The sequence below is a fragment of the Leucobacter chinensis genome, assembly GCF_019049105.1.
In the GTDB taxonomy this organism is placed as follows: Bacteria; Actinomycetota; Actinomycetes; order Actinomycetales; family Microbacteriaceae; genus Leucobacter_A; species Leucobacter_A chinensis.
The window spans coordinates 194,934-215,191 of sequence record NZ_JAHQZR010000002.1 but is presented as its reverse complement, the minus strand read 5'-3'; the positions used below and the strand labels follow the sequence as shown (position 1 = coordinate 215,191).

18 protein-coding genes are annotated in these 20,258 nt (G+C 62.7%); 9 read left to right on the top strand and 9 right to left on the bottom strand.

The window, feature by feature from the left end:
* Nucleotides 1–25: 25 nt before the first annotated feature.
* Nucleotides 26–1,423: an aminotransferase-like domain-containing protein gene (locus KTJ78_RS02965; protein WP_217132457.1), complete on the bottom strand. Its 1,398-nt coding sequence runs from the start codon at nt 1,421–1,423 to the stop codon at nt 26–28.
* Between the two features lie 157 nt (nt 1,424–1,580).
* Between KTJ78_RS02965 and KTJ78_RS02960 the strand changes: the two genes are divergently transcribed.
* Nucleotides 1,581–2,048, top strand: a complete 468-nt coding sequence (locus tag KTJ78_RS02960) for a GNAT family N-acetyltransferase (RefSeq protein ID WP_217132456.1) — start codon at nt 1,581–1,583, stop codon at nt 2,046–2,048.
* 52 nt (nt 2,049–2,100) lie between these two features.
* On the opposite strand, the gene KTJ78_RS02955 is transcribed toward KTJ78_RS02960, so the two are convergent.
* Nucleotides 2,101–2,436, bottom strand: coding sequence for a metal-sensitive transcriptional regulator (locus tag KTJ78_RS02955; protein WP_217132455.1), 336 nt, complete (start codon nt 2,434–2,436; stop codon nt 2,101–2,103).
* Nucleotides 2,433–4,625 carry a heavy metal translocating P-type ATPase gene (locus tag KTJ78_RS02950; protein WP_217132454.1) on the bottom strand — a complete coding sequence of 731 codons (2,193 nt, stop codon included), beginning with the start codon at nt 4,623–4,625 and terminating at the stop codon, nt 2,433–2,435. Before KTJ78_RS02950 ends, KTJ78_RS02955 begins: the two co-directional genes overlap by 4 nt.
* A gap of 184 nt (nt 4,626–4,809) precedes the next feature.
* Between KTJ78_RS02950 and KTJ78_RS02945 the strand changes: the two genes are divergently transcribed.
* The 3 genes from KTJ78_RS02945 to KTJ78_RS02935 all read left to right on the top strand — a co-directional run bounded on the left by KTJ78_RS02945 (nt 4,810) and on the right by KTJ78_RS02935 (nt 7,513).
* Nucleotides 4,810–5,019 carry a heavy-metal-associated domain-containing protein gene (locus tag KTJ78_RS02945; protein ID WP_217132453.1) on the top strand — a complete coding sequence of 70 codons (210 nt, stop codon included), beginning with the start codon at nt 4,810–4,812 and terminating at the stop codon, nt 5,017–5,019.
* Nucleotides 5,019–5,174: a hypothetical protein gene (locus tag KTJ78_RS02940; RefSeq protein WP_217132452.1), complete on the top strand. Its 156-nt coding sequence runs from the start codon at nt 5,019–5,021 to the stop codon at nt 5,172–5,174. Before KTJ78_RS02945 ends, KTJ78_RS02940 begins: the two co-directional genes overlap by 1 nt.
* Nucleotides 5,175–5,242: 68 nt before the next feature.
* Entirely contained in the window at nt 5,243–7,513 is a 2,271-nt protein-coding gene (locus tag KTJ78_RS02935) for a heavy metal translocating P-type ATPase (RefSeq protein WP_217132451.1), read from the top strand.
* On the opposite strand, the gene KTJ78_RS02930 is transcribed toward KTJ78_RS02935, so the two are convergent.
* Entirely contained in the window at nt 7,503–9,398 is a 1,896-nt protein-coding gene (locus KTJ78_RS02930) for an anthranilate synthase family protein (protein WP_217132449.1), read from the bottom strand. The two genes, KTJ78_RS02935 and KTJ78_RS02930, sit on opposite strands and share 11 nt — an antisense overlap.
* Nucleotides 9,399–9,674: 276 nt before the next feature.
* Here KTJ78_RS02930 and KTJ78_RS02925 point away from each other — a divergent pair, with 276 nt between their 5' ends.
* On the top strand, nt 9,675–11,222 hold the full coding sequence (locus tag KTJ78_RS02925) for an MFS transporter (RefSeq protein ID WP_217132448.1): 1,548 nt from the start codon (nt 9,675–9,677) through the stop codon (nt 11,220–11,222).
* The gene (locus KTJ78_RS13845; protein ID WP_217132447.1) at nt 11,219–11,815 is read left to right on the top strand and encodes a TetR/AcrR family transcriptional regulator; all 597 of its coding nucleotides are present in this window, start codon (nt 11,219–11,221) and stop codon (nt 11,813–11,815) included. The genes KTJ78_RS02925 and KTJ78_RS13845 overlap by 4 nt, the downstream gene beginning before the upstream one ends.
* Here the strand turns inward: KTJ78_RS13845 and KTJ78_RS02915 are convergent.
* On the bottom strand, nt 11,812–12,333 hold the full coding sequence (locus tag KTJ78_RS02915; RefSeq protein ID WP_217132446.1) for a hypothetical protein: 522 nt from the start codon (nt 12,331–12,333) through the stop codon (nt 11,812–11,814). The genes KTJ78_RS13845 and KTJ78_RS02915 overlap by 4 nt on opposite strands.
* Before the next feature lie 4 nt (nt 12,334–12,337).
* Complete coding sequence (gene glnA, locus KTJ78_RS02910; RefSeq protein ID WP_217132444.1) at nt 12,338–13,762, bottom strand: type I glutamate--ammonia ligase; 1,425 nt, start codon at nt 13,760–13,762, stop codon at nt 12,338–12,340.
* A gap of 139 nt (nt 13,763–13,901) precedes the next feature.
* On the opposite strand from glnA, the gene KTJ78_RS02905 reads away from it, so the two are divergent.
* Nucleotides 13,902–14,336, top strand: a complete 435-nt coding sequence (locus tag KTJ78_RS02905; protein WP_217132442.1) for an RDD family protein — start codon at nt 13,902–13,904, stop codon at nt 14,334–14,336.
* Between the two features lie 196 nt (nt 14,337–14,532).
* Here the strand turns inward: KTJ78_RS02905 and KTJ78_RS02900 are convergent, their stop codons facing one another.
* On the bottom strand, nt 14,533–15,240 hold the full coding sequence (locus KTJ78_RS02900) for a DUF4191 domain-containing protein (RefSeq protein ID WP_217132441.1): 708 nt from the start codon (nt 15,238–15,240) through the stop codon (nt 14,533–14,535).
* A gap of 125 nt (nt 15,241–15,365) precedes the next feature.
* On the opposite strand from KTJ78_RS02900, the gene KTJ78_RS02895 reads away from it, so the two are divergent.
* Nucleotides 15,366–15,917: a hypothetical protein gene (locus KTJ78_RS02895; protein WP_217132438.1), complete on the top strand. Its 552-nt coding sequence runs from the start codon at nt 15,366–15,368 to the stop codon at nt 15,915–15,917.
* Here KTJ78_RS02895 and sucB read toward each other — a convergent pair.
* Both sucB and lpdA read right to left on the bottom strand, forming a co-directional pair.
* A complete protein-coding gene (gene sucB / locus KTJ78_RS02890) occupies nt 15,914–17,680 on the bottom strand; it encodes a 2-oxoglutarate dehydrogenase, E2 component, dihydrolipoamide succinyltransferase (RefSeq protein WP_217132436.1) in 1,767 nt (588 codons plus the stop codon). The two genes, KTJ78_RS02895 and sucB, sit on opposite strands and share 4 nt — an antisense overlap.
* A 29-nt stretch (nt 17,681–17,709) precedes the next feature.
* Nucleotides 17,710–19,083, bottom strand: coding sequence for a dihydrolipoyl dehydrogenase (gene lpdA / locus KTJ78_RS02885; protein ID WP_217132435.1), 1,374 nt, complete (start codon nt 19,081–19,083; stop codon nt 17,710–17,712).
* Nucleotides 19,084–19,273: 190 nt separating this feature from the next.
* On the opposite strand from lpdA, the gene KTJ78_RS02880 reads away from it, so the two are divergent.
* On the top strand, nt 19,274–20,236 hold the full coding sequence (locus KTJ78_RS02880; RefSeq protein WP_369807949.1) for a PAC2 family protein: 963 nt from the start codon (nt 19,274–19,276) through the stop codon (nt 20,234–20,236).
* Nucleotides 20,237–20,258 lie beyond the last annotated feature (22 nt).

Here is a 20,258-nt window from a genome sequence, read left to right as displayed (position 1 = left end):
CCCTCACTGTATCGCGTTGCGGAGCCTACTCTGTGCTCGTGAGGCCTCTCAGCGCGGCGCCGAGCTCGCGAACGCCCTCGGCGATTTGTGCTGGTGTTGCCGCGCCGAACGAGAGCCGTACGAATGGTGCCGGGGGTTCGTTCACGAAGAAATGCCTGCCGTCGCCTACGAGGAGGCCAGCGCGATACGCGGCATCGGTGAGCTGCGAGGTGCTTGTGCCAGTCGGCAATTTCGCCCAGAGGTGCAAACCGCCAGTGGGTCTCGTGGCGACCGTGGCCTCGGGAAGCGAGGCTTCGAGGCTCGCGAGCAGTGCATTGCGTCGTTCGGTGAGCGCAGCGCGCAAGCGCCCCAGGTGCCTCGGCCAGGCTTGAGAAGTGAGCAGTGCCGCACCGATCTCCTGCGTGAGCGGAGAGACGCATAGGTCGTCGGCGGTGCGCGATGCTCGAAGCCGCTCGCCGGCCGGCCCGCGTGCGATGATCGCGCCGAGCCGCAGGCCTGGCGAAGCGGGCTTTGAAAAGGTCGTCACCGTGACGACATGGCCGTGCGGATCGTCGCCAAAGAGCGGCGGCGGAGGCTGCTGCGCGAACGCAAGATGTCTTGCCCAGTCGTCTTCGATAATGAATGCGCCGTGTGTCGCCGCGAGCTCAATGACGGCCGCCCGACGCGAGGCGCTGAGTACGGCTCCGGTCGGGTTTGCGAAGCTTGGCTGGAGATAGATAATGCGGGCCTTGGTGCGCTCGAGCTCTCCCGCGAGTCGCTCGACGATGATTCCGTCGGCGTCGGCCGGAACAGACGCGATCGAGAGCCCTGCGCTCTGGGCAGCGAGAATCGCGCCGGGGTAGCTGGGGCTCTCGGTGATGACCGTTGCGCCGGGTTCAGCGAGGGTGCGCATCGCGAACACGAGCCCTTGTTGGCCGCCAGAGACGACAAGCACATCGGCGGGGTCAGCTCGATACTGTGCAGCGATGACGCGGCGGAGCTCTGGCGAGCCCGCAGGGGCCGTCATACTCCACGAACGAGGGTTCTTTGCCGCTCTGGAGGTGATGCGTTGCAGGTCTTCTTGCGGGAGAATATCGCTCGAAAGGTAGCCCCACGAGAGAGGCAGGTGCTCGCCCGAACCGTAGCTGCCGAGCCTGCTTGCCCGCTCAGCATCGACACGAGCTGGTCCGAGCGTTTGTGACTGCCACGAATAGTCGGGCTCACTCGTGCGTTTGGGACCTGACGCGAAGGTGCCGCGGCCCGGCTCAGTGCGCACGAGCCCGTGGGAGGCGAGTCGAGCGAGCGCATCAGAAACCGTCGCCGCGCTCGCCTGAAACCGCTTTGAGAGTTCCCGTACTCCGGGAAGTCTCTCACCAGCACGCATACGAGCGACTTCATTGGCGAGAGTCGCGGCGATTGCGTCTGCTCTGTTATCGTGGATCATGAAGCTATTAGATAACGTTACTCTCTATTTTGCAAGAGCGTTACTGGGTGCTCTTCGGTGAGGGGGCGCTTTCAGGGCCGCGCCCCGCCCTCACTCGGCGCACTGGCGCGTCGCCCGAGAGGCGAGCACAATTGAACTCACCAAACGAAAGACACCCATGACTGAACAGAACACCCTTACCGTACGCCCTCTTGACATGGCCGACGAGGCCCGCTGGCGCGAACTCTTTCGCGCATACCGCGAGTTCTATGAGCTCGAGCCATCAGAAGCCGTCGTCTCGACCGCTTGGGGGTGGATGATGGACCCGACACACGAGTGCAAGGCGCTCGTCGCCGAGCAGCAGGGCACACTCCTAGGCATCGCGCACCATCGCCGACTCTCATCGCCCTACACGGCAACTACGAGCATCTTCCTTGACGACCTCTTTACCGACCCTGCAGCGCGTGGCCGCGGTGTCGGGCGGGCGCTCATCGAACGGCTCCAAACCATGGCCGCAGCCGAGGGGCGTTCAGGGGTTGAGTGGGTCACCGCCGACGACAACCTTCAGGCCCAGGCTCTCTACGACACGCTCGCGACGCGGGCGAGGTGGGTGACGTACGAGGCTGATCCGCTGCCATCGGCCTAACCTCGAGACGCGCGGTTGCTCGCAGAATGCTCGCAGGCAACCGCGCGACACCCTACGACTTCACAAGCCGCGCGATGGCGTCAGAAGCCTCTTTGAGTTTGGCCTCAGCCTCAGGGCCTCCCTGTTTCGCGGCATCGACGACGCAGTGCCCGAGATGGTCGCTGAGGAGGCCTAAAGCGACGTTTTCGAGGGCCGAGGTGATCGCGCTGATTTGCGTGAGGATGTCGATGCAGTAAGCCTCTTCATCAACCATACGATGCACGCCGCGCGCCTGTCCCTCGATGCGCTTGAGGCGCGCGAGGTAGCGGTCTTTGTCGCTAATGTATCCGTGATGTGCGTGCTCATGCTGGGGCTCTGTCGGTGGCGTTGCCTGGGGTTCGAGGGTCATGATGCGGCTCCTGATCGTGCTGGTGTGGGCGACGGGTTCTGTGAGGCAGGGCCGTCGAGAATGCGGGCGACACTCTTTTCTGGTGTGAGGTCGAGGCGCCGCAGCAGCTGTGCATTGGCGGCGACCACAATTGTAGACGCTGACATGAGTATCGCGCCGACGCTCATTGGCAAAACGAACCCTATGGGAGCGAGCACGCCCGCAGCAAGCGGGACTGAGAGCAGGTTATAGCCTGCGGCCCACCAGAGGTTCTGCGTCATCTTGAGGAACGTTGCGCGCGAGAGCTCGATGATCGACAGTATTGATCGCGGGTCAGAAGAGGCGAGGATCACGCCCGCTGATCCAATGGCCACGTCGGTTCCGGCGCCAATCGCGATGCCAACATCGGCCTGTGCGAGAGCCGGGGCGTCGTTGACGCCGTCGCCGACCATGGCGACCCGACGCCCCTCGGCCTGGAGTTCGGCGACCTTCGCGGCCTTGTCTTCAGGGCGCACGCCAGCGTAGACCCGGTCGACACCGAGCGCTTCGGCGACGGTATCGGCGACCGCCTGGGCGTCGCCCGTGATCATAACGACCTGCACGCCTGAACGGTGCAGTGCTCTGACCGTATCGAATGACTCTGCTCTGATTTCATCGGCGAGTCGCAGGGCTCCGATGACGACCCCCTCTTGCAGTACGTGCAGAATGATCGCTCCTTCAGCGCGCCACTCGTCGGCGATGGGAAGCTCGTTCGTCGAATGTTGCTCAAGCAGGTAGGGGCCGCCGACCTCGATCGTGTTGCCCGCGACCGTTGCGCGAACTCCGACTGCGGGCGATGACGAGAAATCGCTCGCGTTGGGAACGCTGAGTCCCTTCGACTCGGCAACGCTGACGATGGCCTGAGCTAAGGGGTGCTCGCTGCTGCGCTCTGCCGCCGCGGCGAGCTCAAGTATCCGCTCCTCAGTGAAGCCCCGGGCAGGCTCGACCGCGGTAACGGTTGGCTCGCCTTTCGTGAGCGTTCCGGTCTTGTCAAAGAGCACGGTGTCGACCAGGCGCATCGACTCGAGTGCGAGGCGATCTTTCACGAGCACCCCGGCGCGAGCTGCTCGTTCGGTTGCGATCGAGACGACGAGCGGAATCGCGAGACCGAGGGCGTGGGGGCAGGCAATCACGAGCACCGTGATGGTGCGCACCACGGCTGCGTCGGGTAACCCAACGAGAGACCAGGCGATCGCCGTGATGACCGCGGCAGTAAGCGCGAACCAGAAGAGCCAGCCAGCGGCGGTGTCTGCGATGCGTTGGGCACGAGAAGACGAAGCCTGAGCGGTGGCAACGAGCTGCTGAATTCCCGCGAGCGCCGTGTCGGCGCCTGTTGCGGTCACCTCGACCCGAAGGCCTGAGTCGGTCGCGATCGTGCCCGCGACAACGTGCTGGCCGACCCCACGCTGCACCGTCTGAGACTCGCCCGTAACCATTGACTCGTCCATGCTCGCTGTGCCCTCAATGATGCGGCCGTCGGCGGGCACGGCTGCTCCGGGGCGCACCACAACCGTGTCGCCAACGAAGAGATCGGATGGGGAGACGGTGATGATCTCGTCTCCCACGACCTTTTCGGCTTCGTCGGGCAGCAATGTTGCAAGCGAATCGAGTGCCGAGGTGGTTTGGGCGAGCGAGCGCATCTCAATCCAGTGCCCGAGCAACATGATGACGACGAGCAGGGCAAGTTCCCACCAGAAGTCGAGTTCGTGGCTCAAAAGGCCGAGGCTTGCGCCCCATGATGAGAGAAATGCGACGGTGATGGCGAGGCTAATGAGGAGCATCATGCCTGGCTTGTGATCCCGGAGTTCTCCTGCGGCGCCCCTCAGGAATGGCCAACCGCCAAGGGCGTACATGAGGGTGCCGATGACTGGCGAGACCCATGCGACCCAGGAGGCATTGGGGAGTGAGTAGCCGAGCAGGCTCGCAAACATGGCGTTGAAACTCACGACGGGAATGGCCAGCACGAGCATTGCCCAGAAGAGTCGCCTGAACTGGCCGACATGGTCGGCGTGCCCGCTGTGTCCGCCGTTGCCGCCGTGCTCGGTATGGCCCGCGTGGTGGTCGCTATGGTTTGCGTGCGGATCGAGCCCCGTTGGCGCTTCGTGGCTGCTGTGATCACCCATCGCTGCCTGATGGGCCTCGGGATCGTGATGATGGTGATTGCTCTGCATGTGCCCACCATATACCCCCGCGGGGTATATTTCTAGCGTGGGGTGCGAATGCTTTTGGCTGTCGGTATGGGGCAGTGCTGTGAAGCACATTGTTTGAAATTGCCATTGACGGGAATACCCCCAATGGGTATATCGTTACAGGTGAACATACCCCCTCGGGGTATCTGATGAGAGGATAAAGACAATGACAACGACCGAGTACACCGTCACCGGAATGACCTGTGGGCACTGCGAGATGTCAGTTCGTGAAGAGGTTTCAGAGATCGCTGGCGTTGAGAGTGTGCAGGTAAGTCACGCCGACGGCAAGCTGGTTGTGAACGCAACGACTGAGGTGAGCGACGAGCAGGTCTTTGCCGCCGTTACCGAAGCCGGATACTCAGCGGTGAGGGCCTAATGCGGGCCGGCACGAAGCTCGCCCTGTACGGGGCGGGGCTTGTCGTCGCCTTTGCGGCCTCATACGGCCTCGCAGGAGTGCTCGTGCCTGACTCGGTCGTGCATGACTGGAACGAGCGAGCCTCCATGACTGAAGAACACGGCGACCGCCACTAACACCACCACCCGTTGTATGCCTCACTACTGACCTGCAGAAGCGACGTTGGGGCCGAGAGGAAGACATCATGACCGCACCGGCAGAGGCCGCCGGCGTCACCGGTATCGAACTTGAGATCGGTGGCATGACATGCGCTTCGTGCGCAAACCGCATCGAGCGTAAGCTCAACAAGCTCGACGGCGTTGAAGCAACCGTGAACTATGCAACCGAAAAGGCTCGGGTCACGGTTCCGGCTGGCTATGACCCGGGGTTGCTCGTTGCCGAGGTTGAAAAAACCGGCTATACCGCGGCGCTTCCCAAGCCCCCGGAGACGCCGGGCGCGAGCTCGGCCGATGATGATGGCGAGACCACCGATGACCGCGAGCTCACTGCACTGCGGCATCGGCTGATCGGGTCGGTCTGGCTGACGGTTCCCGTCATCGCGATGGCCATGGTTCCCGCGCTGCAGTTCACCTACTGGCAGTGGGCGTCACTCGCGCTCGCTGCGCCAGTCATCGTGTGGGCCGCCTGGCCGTTCCACAAGGCTGCGTGGGTCAATCTCAAGCACGGCACCGCGACCATGGACACGCTCATCTCGATGGGAACCAGTGCCGCGTTTCTCTGGTCGCTCTACGCGCTCTTCTTCGGCACAGCGGGTGAGCCCGGGCTGACGCACGCCTTCGAGTTCACGATCGCACCTTCTGACGGGGCATCGAATATCTACCTCGAGGTTGGTGCTGGCGTCACCATGTTTATTCTCGCGGGCCGCTACTTCGAAAAACGCTCGAAACGCCAAGCCGGGGCAGCGCTACGCGCCCTGCTCGAGTTGGGGGCGAAAGAGGTGGCGGTGATCCGCAACGGGGCAGAAGTGCTCATTGCGATCGCCGAGCTGCAGGTCGGCGACGAGTTCGTCGTGCGGCCGGGCGAGAAGATTGCAACCGATGGTCTCGTTGTTTCGGGCAGTTCGGCCGTCGACGAGTCAATGCTCACGGGTGAATCAGTTCCCGTCGAGGTCGTTGAGGGCGACACCGTCACGGGAGCTACCGTGAACGCCGGGGGGCGTCTCGTCGTGCGCGCAACGCGCGTGGGAGAAGACACCCAGCTCGCGCAGATGGCGAAGCTCGTCGAAGACGCGCAAACGGGCAAGGCTGAGGTGCAGCGCCTTGCCGACCGCATCTCGGGCATCTTCGTACCCATCGTGATCGTGATTGCGGTCGTCACCCTCGGCGCGTGGCTCGGGGCAGGTTTTCCCGTCTCGGCTGCGTTCACCGCGGCGGTCGCGGTGCTCGTCATCGCCTGCCCGTGTGCGCTGGGTCTCGCGACGCCCACCGCACTGCTCGTGGGCACCGGGCGCGGCGCACAGATGGGCATTCTTATCAAGGGGCCTGAGGTGCTCGAGTCGACTCGCAAGGTCGACACCATTGTGCTTGACAAGACAGGCACCGTGACGACGGGCAAGATGTCGCTCGTCGACGTCATCACCGAGCCCGGAACCGAGCGTGCCCAGCTCTTACTGCTCGCGGGTGCCATTGAGCATGCCTCAGAGCACCCGATTGCGCAGGCGATTGCCGTAGCGGCCACCGCCGAGGTCGGTGAGCTACCCGTGCCCGAAGACTTTGCAAACGTCGTGGGCAAGGGGGTTCAGGGTGTCGTCTCGGGGCACTCGATTGTCGTTGGCCGCGAAACGTTGCTCGAAGACTGGGCGCAGCGCCTCACCCCCGAGGTTGCAGCGGCGAAGGCGAAGGCCGAGAGCGAAGGCAAGACAGCGGTCGCGGTTGGCTGGGATGGTGCGGCGCGCGGTGTGCTCGTCGTCGCTGACACTGTCAAGCCGACGAGCGCGGCCGCGATCGCAAAGCTTCGCGAGATCGGTCTCACCCCCATGTTGCTCACGGGCGATAACGAGGCCGTCGCACGTCATATCGCTCACGAGGTGGGCATCGACGAGGTGATCGCTGAGGTGCTTCCGGGTGAAAAGGTCGACGTTGTGACGAGGCTGCAGGCCGAGGGCAAGATCGTAGCGATGGTGGGTGACGGCGTGAACGACGCTCCGGCTCTCGCGCAGGCTGATCTGGGCCTGGCGATGGGAACAGGAACCGACGTCGCGATCGAAGCCTCTGACATTACCCTCGTGAGGGGCGATCTCATGGGTGCCGTTGACGCGATTCGGCTCTCGCGCAAGACGCTCAGCACCATCAAGACGAACCTGTTTTGGGCCTTCGCCTACAACACCGCAGCGATTCCTGTCGCCGCGCTCGGCATGCTGAACCCCATGCTCGCCGGTGCCGCGATGGCCTTCTCAAGCGTGTTTGTCGTGGGTAACAGCCTGCGGTTGCGCGGCTTCAAGAGCGTTACCCCCTAAGCGCGCTGTGCACGAGCCGCCCGAGGCTCTCGATCCCGTCTCGCGAGAGGATCGACTCGAGGTGCCCCTGCACTGAGGCAAAGCCAGGACCCCGCAACGCGTGCACATCGCCAGTTGCGGGGTCGCTCGCGACCTCGGGCCCGCCGAGCGGTACTCCTCCTGCCGCGATGCGCGCCGTAAACGTGTTGTAAAAACCGATCGTTGCGGGCTTCCCGAAGAGGTCTACCGTGAGCTGCACACCCTGCCTCGGCTCGGGTAGCCGTGCGAGTGAGAAGCCGTTCAGGTGCGCAAGAATCTGGTGACTGAGGCACACAGCGAGTAGCGGCAGCCCGGCCTTGATTCGCCCAGCGATGATCTCGTGCATGCGGGCGATGCGTGGGTCGGTCATATCGAGTGGATCGCCGGGCCCAGGCCCCGCAACCACGAGATCGGCTCCAAGCGATTCGGTGCTTGCGTCAACCCACGGGACCACGGTGACCGTGAAACCGAGGTGGCGCAGCTGGTGGGCAAGCATCGTCGTGAAGCGATCTTCGGCGTCGACCACCACGGCGGTCATGCCCACGTATGGTGCGCTTGGGGCGACGCTCTGCGGGTTGAGCCAGAACGGGGTGAGTCGCTCGTTGCGGGCGTGCAGCAGCGCCTGCTCGTCAGCAGTGCTGAGGCGTGGCTCGTGGTCGTCATGTGCTTGGCCGTGGTCTTCGGGCGTGCCATCGGTATGGCGACCGGCATCGTCGAGCACCCCGAGTGCCCGCAAGACCCCGGCGGCCTTGCCGTGTGTCTCGCTCACCTCGCCGGCTGGATCAGAGTGCCGCACGAGCGTTGCCCCGACCGGCACCCGAACCGTGCCGTCAGCGAAGTACGCGGTTCGAATGAGAATGGGTGCGTCAAGGTCGTGACCGCTCCCGTCTGCCGCGGGCGTGAAGAGCGCGGCGATTCCCGAATAGTAGCCTCGGGGGCGTGCCTCGTGCTTGGCAATGATCGAGCACGCGTTCTGCATGGGAGAGCCGGTCACGGTCGGGGCAAACATGGTCGCGCGAACAATGTCTCGCGGATCGAGCGAGCTCGTGCCCTGCAGCCGGTACTCGGTATGGGTGAGCTGCGACATGCGCTTCAGCGAGGGGCCGGTCACCTGGCCTCCAGAAGAGCACACCTCGGCCATCATCTTGAGCTCTTCATCGACGACCATGAAGAGCTCTTCGGTTTCTTTCGTGTTGTCGAGAAAAGCGGTGAGCGCTTGTGCCGTGGGGCCAGAGATGCCGTGCCTCAGCGTTCCCGAGATGGGGTTCATCGTCACTGTTCCGTCGTGCACGGTCACATGAGCCTCGGGGCTCGCGCCAACGGCCAAAAGGTCGGGGGTGACGATCATGAAGGTCCAGTACGCGCCGCGCTCCTGAGCGATGAGCGATGCGAAAGCGTTGCGAGCGGCCGCGAAATCGCCACCCTGTACCGTGCCGACGTAGTCGCGGCGTATGACGAAGTTCGCGCCTTGGCCGCTGCCGATCTCGTCGTTGATGACCCGGCGAACCGTCTCGGCGTATTGCTCGTCGCTCTGATCGAAGGCGCCGCCCTCGATGATCGTTGGGGTTTTCATCTGTGCGTGGGCATCAAGAAATGCTTGTGTGGTGACGGTGCTGCGGTCGGTGATGACGAGGCAGCGCAGCGGAGCACCGTCGTCGATGCACTCGAAGCCACGTTCTGTCACCTGTCGGTATGGCACGAGGCTCAGGACCTCTTGCGGGCTACCGTCGGCGGCGTTGAGCGGAATCTCTGCGATGGTCGCCACGTCTTCAAGCGTGCCCTGCAGCACCTCGATGGAGCCTGGCGCGCGGCTGATAAGCGCATACGGATGTTGCTGGGTGAGCAGCTCGGTGAGGGTAAGGGCCATGATGTTCTCTCTCTTGGCGAAGAGACGGCCCATGCTCTGGTGCAAAGAAAAAGACCGTCTCGTGCGACGGTCTGTGAAGGGTTTGCAAACACACCGCCTAGAAGGCGGGCCACCAGAAACGGATTGCAAACATAGCCGTAATCGTAGCAGGCAAAACCCTGGCAGTGCGAGCCCTCGGCGGGAATGGCGAACATTTTTTGCGACCAAACAGCCGAGTGAACAAATGTTCAGGTTCTGTTAAGCGACCAAACGGTCGGTTCAGGGTAGGCTAATCGGGTGAGTTCAGACATTCGTAAGCATGCGGGCCCCCGCGAGTGGGGTGCCCTCGTCGTATTAACCCTCGCGGTCGGGCTGATCGCCATTGACGGCACCGTACTCGGTCTCGCCGTGCCAGCGCTCTCGGCCGACCTGAAACCGACGGCAACCCAGATTCTGTGGATCGGCGACATCTATTCCTTTGTGATCGCGGGTCTGCTCGTGACGATGGGCAATGTGGCCGACCTCATCGGCCGTAAACGACTGCTGCTCATCGGCAGTGTTGGCTTTGGCCTCGCTTCGGTGCTCGCCGCGTACTCGCAAAGCGCAGAGATGCTCATTGCCGCACGCGTGCTGCTCGGCGTGAGCGGCGCGACGCTCATGCCATCGACGCTCTCGCTGATCCGCAATATTTTTACCGTGCCAAAGGAACGTACCCGGGCTATCGCGGTGTGGTCAGTCGGCGCGACCGCCGGCTCGGCGCTCGGGCCGCTCGTCGGCGGAGCGCTGCTCGAACACTTCTGGTGGGGCTCGGTGTTTCTCATCAACGTGCCGGTCATGCTCGTGCTCGTGATCTTTGGTGCGTGGCTGCTGCCCGAGTCGAAGAACCCGAACGCGCAGCCGCTCGACTTCATCTCTTCGCTGCTCTCGATCGTCGCGATCGTGCCCATCATCTACGTGATGAAGCAGCTCTTTGGCAGGGGGCTCAGCCCCGTGCTGGTGCCGCTCCTGCTCATCGGGCTGCTCGCCGGTTGGGCCTTCGTGCGCAGGCAGAAGCGGCTCCCGGTGCCGCTCGTTGACATCACGCTCTTTAAGATTCCCGCGTTCTCGGGAGCGATCTTCTCGAACATGATCGCGATCTTCGCCTTCAGCGGGCTGCTTTTCTTCTTCTCGCAGTACCTGCAGCTCGTGCGCGGCTTCTCGCCCTTGCAGGCAGGGCTTGCCGAGCTACCACTGACGATCGCCGCGATCACCGTCGTCTTTCTTATCGGGTTCTTCATGCGCTCGCTCGGGCTTGGCCGCTCGATCGCCGTTGGGCTGTGGCTCGGCGGCATCGGGCTCTTTGCCCTGGCTGTTGCTGAAGGACTCAGCGACTACGTCTGGATGGCTGCCGTGCTCGTCGTGATCGGCCTCGGCGTTGGGGTTGCCTCGACGCTCTCGACCGACGCGGTGGTGGGCTCGGTGCCGCGTGAGCGTGCGGGTGCGGCCTCGTCGGTGTCTGAAACCGCCTTCGAGCTTGGCGTAGCGCTTGGTATCGCGGTGCTCGGCTCGCTCCAAACGGTCTTCTACCGTGCCCACCTTGTAGTGCCTGAAGGGACCCCGAAGGGTGCCGCTGATGCGCTGAACGAGTCGCTCGCGACTGCTGACGGCGTACTGCACGGTCAGGGTGGCGGGGCAGAGGCACTGCTTGAGATGGCGCGCGCCGCCTTCACCGACGCGATGCAGTTCACCTCGGTCATTGCAGGAGTGATCACCCTCGTAGCCGGCTTTATCGCCTGGAAGCTTATTCCCTCGTCGGTCGATGACATCACTGGCCCCGTCGAGGTCGTCAGCGAGGAGCAAGGGTGAGCCAGGTGAATCAGGTCAGAGACGCCGAGCGCACAAAACGCCACATTCTCGACAGCACCGTTCGGCTGCTCTCGGCCGAGGGCACGGGAGTCACGCTCGCGCGCATCGCGCAAGACGCGGGAGTCTCGAAGGGCGGGCTGCTGCACCACTTCGAGAACCGCGACCACCTGCTCTACGCGGCGCTCATCGACGCGAACGAACGCTTTCGCGAAGAGGTTATGCAGTTCGTTGACCTTGCCGAGAACGTTCCCGGCAAGGTGCTGCGCGCCTACGTGCGTGCCCTCTGCGGCGGCAGCGAGTTCGTGATGCGGGCGTTCTCAAGCTCGGGCTTGTGGACCCAATTGCAGAGCTACGAGGGCGCCAAAGAGATCTTTCAGAGCGACTCGGTGCAGTGGGAGACCGACCTCGCCGCCGACGGGCTCGACGACGACGTCATTCTCATCGTTCGCCTCGCCGCTGAGGGCGCCGTGGGGGCATGGCTCGTCGAGTCAACCTTCAGCGACGATCACCTGGTGCGGGCGAGGGACCGGCTCGTTGAACTGACGTTGCCCGATGGCGACCAGCCCGCGAGCTTGAGGGCGCCCAGAAGCTAGGCGCCGCCGTGCTCGATGCGCAGCGAGACCTGCTCGCGCAGGTAGCGGTCGAAGGGCACGAGATTTGCGCCCACCATGCGTGGGTTCCAGCGAATCATGAGGGTGTCGCCCTCGGTGCTCAGGAGCGATCCGCCTGCAAATGCTTCGCCGGGTTCAAGCGTGATCGGCTCAGAATCGAAATAGATGACTTCGCCCGGCGTGAAGCCGCTCTCTGACGCGACGCGCGTGAGCTCGCGGCGTCGCTCGCGCTCGGCTGAGACGTGGCCGGGGTAGCCGGGGGCAACCGCGCGCGTCGTCTCGCCAATGGTCATGAGCGTCTGCTCGGGGGTCAGCAAAAGAACACCCAGCGGCCAGGCCCACGCAACGTCTTCGAAACGCGCCTTCTGCGTGAGCAGCAACCGTTTTCTTGGTGCGACGTACTGCGCGACCCGAACGGTTGGCAAATCGGCCTCGGTGAGCGCCTCAACGGCCCAGGCGAGTGACGCCTGGGCCGCAGCGCAGTGTTCTTCGGTGAGCAACTGGTTACACCCCGTAGTACAGATCGAACTCGTAGGGGTGCGGGCGTAGCGACATGGGTTCAAGCTCGAGCGTGCGCTTCATCTCGACCCAGCTCTCGATGAGCGCGGGCGTGAACACCTCGCCCCGCGTCAAGAACTCATGATCGGCCTCGAGACAGGTGAGCGCCTCCTCGAGATTTGCCGGCAGCATACGAATATCGCGCGCCTCTTCTGCGCTCAGCGAGTACAGATCTTTATCGACGGGGGCTGGCGGCTCGATGCGGTTTTCAATGCCGTCGATGCCAGCCATCAGCTGTGCGGCGAACGCGAGGTAGGGGTTACCCGAGGCGTCTGGCGCGCGAAATTCGATGCGCTTAGCCTTGGGGTTTGAGCCCGTGATGGGAACGCGGATCGCTGCCGAGCGGTTGCCCTCTGAATACACGAGGTTAATGGGAGCTTCGAAACCCTTCACGAGGCGGCGATAGCTGTTCGTTGTGGGGTTCGTGAAGGCGAGCAAGGCGGGCGCGTGGTGCAGAATGCCGCCAACGAACCAGCGGGCCGTGTCAGAGAGCCCTGCGTAGCCCTCGGCGTCGTAGAAGAGCGGCTCGCCACCCTTCCAGAGTGACATGTGGGTGTGCATGCCCGAACCATTGTCGCCGAAGACGGGCTTTGGCATGAATGTCGCGGTTTTGCCGTGCTGGTCGGCGGTGTTCTTGACGATGTACTTGAACTTTTGCATGTCATCGGCTGCCTGCACGAGGGTACCGAAGCGGTAGTTGATCTCGGCCTGCCCGGGCGCACCGACCTCGTGGTGCGCGCGCTCTACCGTCATGCCCGCTTCAATAAGGTGCAGAGAGATCGCGTCGCGCAGGTCGGCCTGCTTGTCCTGTGGTGAGACGGGGAAGTAGCCGCCCTTTTCGTTGATCGTGTGGGCGAGGTTGTGGCCGTCACGGGTCGCGCCTGAGTTCCAGTAGGCCTCGTTCGAGTCGATCTCGACCAGCGAGCGGCGGGGCGTTACCTCGTGGCGCACGTGATCGAAGATGTAAAACTCGGCCTCAGCGCCGAAAAATGCGGTGTCGGCGATACCCGTCTTAGTGAGGTATGACTCAGCGCGCTTCGCTACCTGGCGCGGGTCACGCTCATACATTGCTCCCGTGCGGGGGTTTCTGATGTCGCACACGACAACGAGGGTACGGGCGACGCGAAAAGGGTCGATGTACGCGCTCGTGACGTCGGGAATGAGCTGCATGTCTGACTCGTGAATACCGGCGAAGCCTCGCAACGATGACCCGTCAAACATCTGGCCGGTGTCGAAGAAGTCGTCATCAACCGTCTGCGCAGGCACATTAAAGTGGTGCTGGCCGCCAGGCAAATCTGAGAGGCGGATGTCAAGAAACTTGACGTCGGTTTCCTTGATAAAGCGAATAACTTCGGCTGGGCTGTGAAACATTGAGTTTCCTTAACTGTTTGACCGCGTACGGATCAGCGGTACAGCCATAATTCTAAGCACGAAAGGCGTGCGGGCGCTGAAAGAAACGCACGCACGCCTTTCACAAGTGGGCATCGCCGGGTTCGATAGAATCGAGCACATGGCCAACCCACGTACCCCTCAGAAGTTCGGTGACCTTGAACCCAGCGCATGGCCGGGTGAACGACTTGGGCTTCCCAACGAGGGTCAGTTCTCGATCGGTCGCGTCGGCAGGCGCGTCGGAGCGATCATTATTGACTGGGTCGCAGCCCTCATGATCACGATGCTTATTCCTGTCTCGGGCTCAGCCGAGGGCTTTGTGACTGGCGCGATTTTCGCCGTCATGCAGATCATCTTCATCCCGACCATTGGCGGATCGGTGGGACACCGCGCTATGGGCATGCGCGTCATCAAGCTCGGTGGCGGCTGGGTCGGAGTGTGGCGGCCCGCCGTGCGCACGCTGCTGCTCATGCTCATTCTGCCGGTTATCGTCTGGGATTCAGACCAGCGCGGCTTTCACGACAAGATCGCCGGCACGGTGCTCGTTCGCGCTTAAATCGCGAGGTGCCGCTGAGTGGTGGCCGCACGCCACGTTGGCGCGTTCCACGTTGGCGCGCATCGTATTACCGCGAACAACCGCTCTGAGCGTGGCCCCCTCGCGAGTACCCAAAGCGAAAGCCCCGATCTCTACGGTGAGACCGGGGCTTTCGCTTTGCCCTGCGGCCATGGGAGCCAAGCAGGGTGGGTGGTTGTTAGCGTGGGCGCTGGGCGCGCGCACGCATGGGGTCGATGCCCTTGGGAATGCCCATGGGGCCGTTCTGCTGCAGCGACATGAGTCGGTTCTGAATCTGCGTGACCTGAGCTCGCTTGAGTGTCTTCGGCATCTTCACGAGCGTGCGTGACAGACGCTCGAGCGGCACCTGGCCCTCTTCAACGCCGACGGTGAGGTGTGTGACCTTCACGTTCGGGAGAATGCGCTTGACCTTGCGCTCTTCGTCACCCCGCAGTCGCTGCATACGTGACTCTGAACCCTCGGTGATGAGCACGATGCCACCGCGGCCAACCACACGATAAATCGCTTCTTGGGTGCGCGGGTTCACGGCGACGGGCATTTCGGTGCCCTGCCAGCCGCGACGGAGGGCGTTTTGAATCACGGCCCCAACAGCGCCAGTTTGCCCAGCGATTTGGCGGTATGCGGTTCGCTCTGCGCGCCGACCAAGCACGATCATCGCGAGCAGAACGCCCACGAGAATGCCCGTGATCGGCCAGAGGATCATCGAAGCGATACCGCCCTTGAGCAGGACCGCGACGAGAACACCAGCGAGAATCGGCAGAATCAACGAGAGCAGTACGAGAGCGGTGAGTTGCTTATCGTGCTTGCGCGTGGTCTGAAAGACCTGCCACATCTGCTTAATGCGGCCCGGTTCTTTCGGCGCGCTCGTCTTCTTGTCTTTAGCCATACCTTATAGGATACCGGTTCTCACGGCCTCGTATGTTCACCGTTCACCACCGACGTAAAAACCTGTGTGGGGCTTCGCTTGTGAGTGGTGACCGCAAGAGCTTCTCGAACCGACATGCTGGCGGTATGAACAGCAAAGATTTGAGGGTAGAGAGGCTCTCGCATCTCGTCTGGCTCCTCACTGAAGTGCTCCATATTGGTGCAGTGATGCGGTCTGAAGGGAAATGCCTTGGCAACCTGCGGTTGCGACACCTGGAGGTTGCCGGTCAGCAGCTTCGCCGTGCGCGGTCGACGCCTCTCGACACCGCACGAGATTGGCTCGCTTCACGGCGTCACGAGGCGGCATTGTGGCCACGCGTGAGCCATGACATTGGCTGTGGGGTGTTGGGCGTCTCGCAACGAACGTTGCTCGGGCTCGCGAAGGCCTGCGATGGTGTGCACGGGCGGCTGCTCGTTGAAGAGGCCATCGTGCGTGGTGTTCACGATGCGGTGACCGGGGCAGAGGGACGCATCATTGCCTTTGAGCAATGGCGCAGCGTGCATGCTGAGGTTGCGGCCGAGAAACTCATCATCGATGAACTAGCGGCTGTCGTTAAGCCCCGCCCACCTCACGATACAGCGGAGCCCCGGCAGTCGAAACTGCCGGGGCTCCGTGAAGCGAAACTCGGGAGGTCTTAGATTCCCAGGTTTGCTGCGAAGTTACCCTCTTCGAGGCGGTTCTTCAGCTGGGTCAAGAACCGTGCTGCGTCTGCGCCATCGATGATGCGGTGGTCGTACGAGATCGCGAGGAACACGGTCGAGCGGATCGCGATAGCGTCGCCCTCGGGGCCGCTCACGACGGCGGGCTTCTTCACGACCGCGCCAGTGCCAAGAATGGCGGTCTGGGGCAGGAACACGAGGGGCGTGTCGAAGAGCGCGCCGCGTGAACCAGTGTTCGTGAGGGTGAAGGTGCCGCCCGCAAGCTCATCTGGGCTGAGCTTGTTGTCGCGGGTACGGGCCGCGAGGTCGGCGATCTCAACCGCGATCTCGGCGAGGTTCTTGTCACCCGCGTTGCGCAGAACGGGGGTAAGCAGGCCACGCTCGGTGTCTACCGCGATGCTGAGGTTCTCAGTCTCGGGGTACACGATGTTCGTGCCGTCTACCGTTGAATTGATGATCGGGTAGGTGCGCAAGCCCTCTGCCGCAGCCAGTGCGAAGAAGGGCAGGAACGAGAGCTTTGCGCCGGTCTTGGCGAGGAACTCGTCTTTGTGAGCCTGGCGGAAGGCCGCCACGCGAGTCACATCGACCTCAACCATGGTGGTCAGCTGAGCGGTCGTGTTGAGTGATTCAACCGCGCGCTCTGAGATCACGCGGCGAAGACGGCTCATGCGCGCCGTTGTGCCACGAAGCTCTGAAACCTCGACCTTGGTTGCCGCTGCCGGTGCTGACGCGCCAGCTGCTGCGGGAGCTGAGGTCTGTGCCGCCTGAACGTCTTCCTTGCGAATGCGGCCGCCGGTTCCGGTGCCCTTCACGGTTGAAAGGTCAACGCCGAGCTCGCGTGCAAGCTTGCGCACGATCGGGGTGACGTAGCCGGCGGTCGTGGCGGCGCCTGCGGGTGCCTGCGCTGCAGCAGGAGCAGGTGCGGCTGGAGCAGCAGGTGCGGCTGGGGCCACTGGCGCTGCGGGAACGGCAGTAGCAACGGGGGCTGCAGGGGCAGCCGGAGCTGCGGGTGCAGCGGTAGGTGCTGCCGGCACCGCCGGTGCTGGCTCTGCTGCAGGGGCGGGCTCTGACACTGGTGCTGCGGGAGCCGCTGCGGGTGCCTGGCCACTGCCAACACGGGCAAGCACGGCGCCAACCTCAGCGGTCTCGTCTTCGCCAACGAGGATCTGGGCGAGAATGCCCGCGACGGGTGAGGGGATCTCGGTGTCGACCTTGTCGGTTGAGACCTCGAGCAACGGTTCGTCGACCGCGACCTCTTCGCCTACCTGCTTGAGCCAGCGGGTAACGGTGCCCTCGGTGACGCTTTCACCCAGTGCGGGAAGAACGATGTCTTCGGCTGCGCCAGCAGCGGGTGCTGACGAAGCCGCGGGGGCAGCCGCCTCGGGGGCGGGCGCCACGGCTGGAGCCTCTGCAGCGGGCGCAGCCGCTGGCTCTGCAGCGGGCGCAGCCGCTGGCTCTGCAGCAGGTTCTGCTGCTGGAGCCGCGGGCGCAGCGCCCTGGCCTGAACCATCGCCGACAACAGCGAGCACGGCGCCAACCTCGGCGGTCTCGTCTTCGTCTACGAGAATCTGCTCAAGAACGCCTGCGACGGGTGAGGGGATCTCGGTGTCGACCTTGTCGGTTGAGACCTCGAGCAACGGTTCGTCGACCGCGACCTCTTCGCCTACCTGCTTGAGCCAGCGGGTAACGGTGCCCTCGGTGACGCTTTCACCCAGTGCGGGAAGAACAATGTTCTCACTCATAAAAATTTCTCCTAGAAAAGTGCGGCGACTTACATCGTGTGCAGGGGCTTGCCTGCAAGGTTGAGCATTGCCTCGGCGATGGCTTCGTTCTGGCTCGGGTGCGCGTGAATGAGCGGTGCCATGTCCTCTGGCGTCGCCTCCCAGTTCACAATGAGCTGTGCTTCACCAATGAGTTCACCAACGCGGCCGCCGATCATGTGCACGCCGACGACAGGGCCGTCGTTCTCGCGCACGACCTTGACGATGCCGCCGGTGCCAATGATTTCGCTTCGTGCGTTACCCGCGAGGTTGTACTCGAAAGCGGTAACGTTCTCAGCACCGTACAGCTCTTCGGCCTTCGCCTGGCTGAGGCCGACCGAGGCAACCTCGGGCTCGCAGTAGGTGATCTTCGGAATGTTGACGTCTTCGATGATGACGGGGTTCAGTCCGGCGATCTCTTCAGCGACGAAGATGCCCTGCTGGTAGCTGCGGTGCGCGAGCTGGAGGCCGGGAACAATGTCGCCGATGGCCCAGACGCCGGGAAGGTTGGTTTGCAGGCGCTCGTTCGTGAGAACAAAGCCGCGATCCATCGTGATACCGGCTTCTTCGAAACCGTTGCCCGCGGTCGCAGGGCCGCGCCCAACAGCGACGAGCAGGTAATCTGCCTCGATTGTCGTGCCGTCTTCGAGCGTGATGACAACGCCGTTCTCGTCTTGCGTAACGCCCTGGAAACGAACGCCGAGCTTGTAGTTGATCTTGCGCTTGCGGAAGGCGCGCTCGAGCTGCTTTGAGAGCGTCGCGTCTTCATTGGGGACGAGGTTGGGCAGGCCTTCGATGATCGTGACCTCTGCGCCGAATGACTTCCAAACGCTCGCGAACTCGACGCCGATAACGCCACCACCGAGAATGGCAACGCTGCCGGGAATCTCTTGCATCTGGAGCGCATGCTCACTGGTGATCACGCGGCCGCCAATTTCGAGGCCGGGGAGCGAGCGTGAGTATGAGCCAGTGGCGAGAACGACGTTCTTGCCGACGTACTGATCGTCGCCAACCTGTACGGTGTTGGGCGCGACAAGCTTGCCCTCGCCGTCAACGACGGTGATGTTGCGAGCCTTGATGAGGCCCTGCAGTCCCTTGAACTTCTTCGAGACGATGCCATCGCGAAACGCACCAACGGCTTCAATGTCAACGCCCTTGAACTCTGAAACGACGCCCCAGTGTGCGCTGTCGCGTGCAACCTCGGCGACCTCTGCAGCCTGCAGCATCGCTTTGGTGGGAACGCAGCCACGGTGAAGGCAAGTGCCTCCGAGCTTGTCCTTTTCAATAACGACAGCGGTCATGCCGAGTTCAACAGCGCGGATCGCTGTTGCGTAACCGGCGCTTCCGCCACCTAAAACAACAATGTCAAAGTTTTGAACGGCCAAGTGTGTTCTCCCTAGCTGGTGGTAGTTGCATCGAGATGCGGGTGGGTCCGTGTCGGATTGTGGTCGAACACGTTTCACTCCTTCGACAAGCCTACTACTCTGAGCAGTCCGATAGGGCACGGTAATGCGCCATGAGCGAAACTCATCCATCCCTGCATGTGAATTCAGGAGCGCTCTTTAGAATATGGGTGTGGATAAGTCACTGTACTCAGTAGTTCATGCCGAGCGGCTCGAGCGCGCGCCCAGAGGCCTACCGCTGATTATTTCACTCGAGGGTTTTAGCGACGCGGGCAACGCGGTCGATCAGCTCATGGACCATATCTTGAGCGACGAATCGATGACGCTTCTCGCAGAGTTTTCGAACGATGTCTTTCTCGATTATCGAGCGAGGCGCCCGACGATTACGTTCATCAAGGATCACCTTGCCGACTACCAGCCCAAAAAGCTTTCGCTGTATCTTGGCGAAGATGAGATCGGTGAGCCGTTCCTGTTTCTTGCCGGCTACGAACCCGATTTTCGCTGGGAGACGTTCGTACGTGAGGTCTCCTGGATCGTGCAAGAGTTCCGTGTAACCGTTACGACCTGGGTGCACGCGATTCCGATGCCTGTTCCTCACACGAGGCCCATTGGCGCAACCGTGAGCGGATCGAAGCAATCGCTCATCGACGCAACGAGCATTTGGCAGCCTACGACGCAACTTTCGGCTTCGGTGGGTCACGCGATTGAGTATGCGCTCTTTCGTGCAGGGCACGAGGTTGTGGCATTCGTGCTACTCGTCCCTCACTACCTTGCCAACACGCAGTATCCGCACACCCTCACCGCGAGCCTCAAGAACATTATGAATGCGACAGGGCTGCTCTTTTCAACGGCAGAAGTTGAAGCCAGAGAAGACGCGTTTGCTCGTCAGGTAACCGAGCAAATTCGCGAGAACGAAGAGTCACTTGAGATGGTCGAAGCGCTCGAGCAGCGGTACGACGACTTCGTGCGTGAGCGTGTTCGAGAGGCGAGCGAGACCGACGAGCCTGATTCGCTTGGAGAAGCTGAAGAGTTGCCAACCGCAGACCAATTGGCGACGCAGCTCGAAGAGTATCTGGCACGATACTGGGGTGAGAACCCACAGGAGGGCAACGGCCCCGGCATCGCAGGAATGTAGCACTCGGTCACGCTCCCTGTGA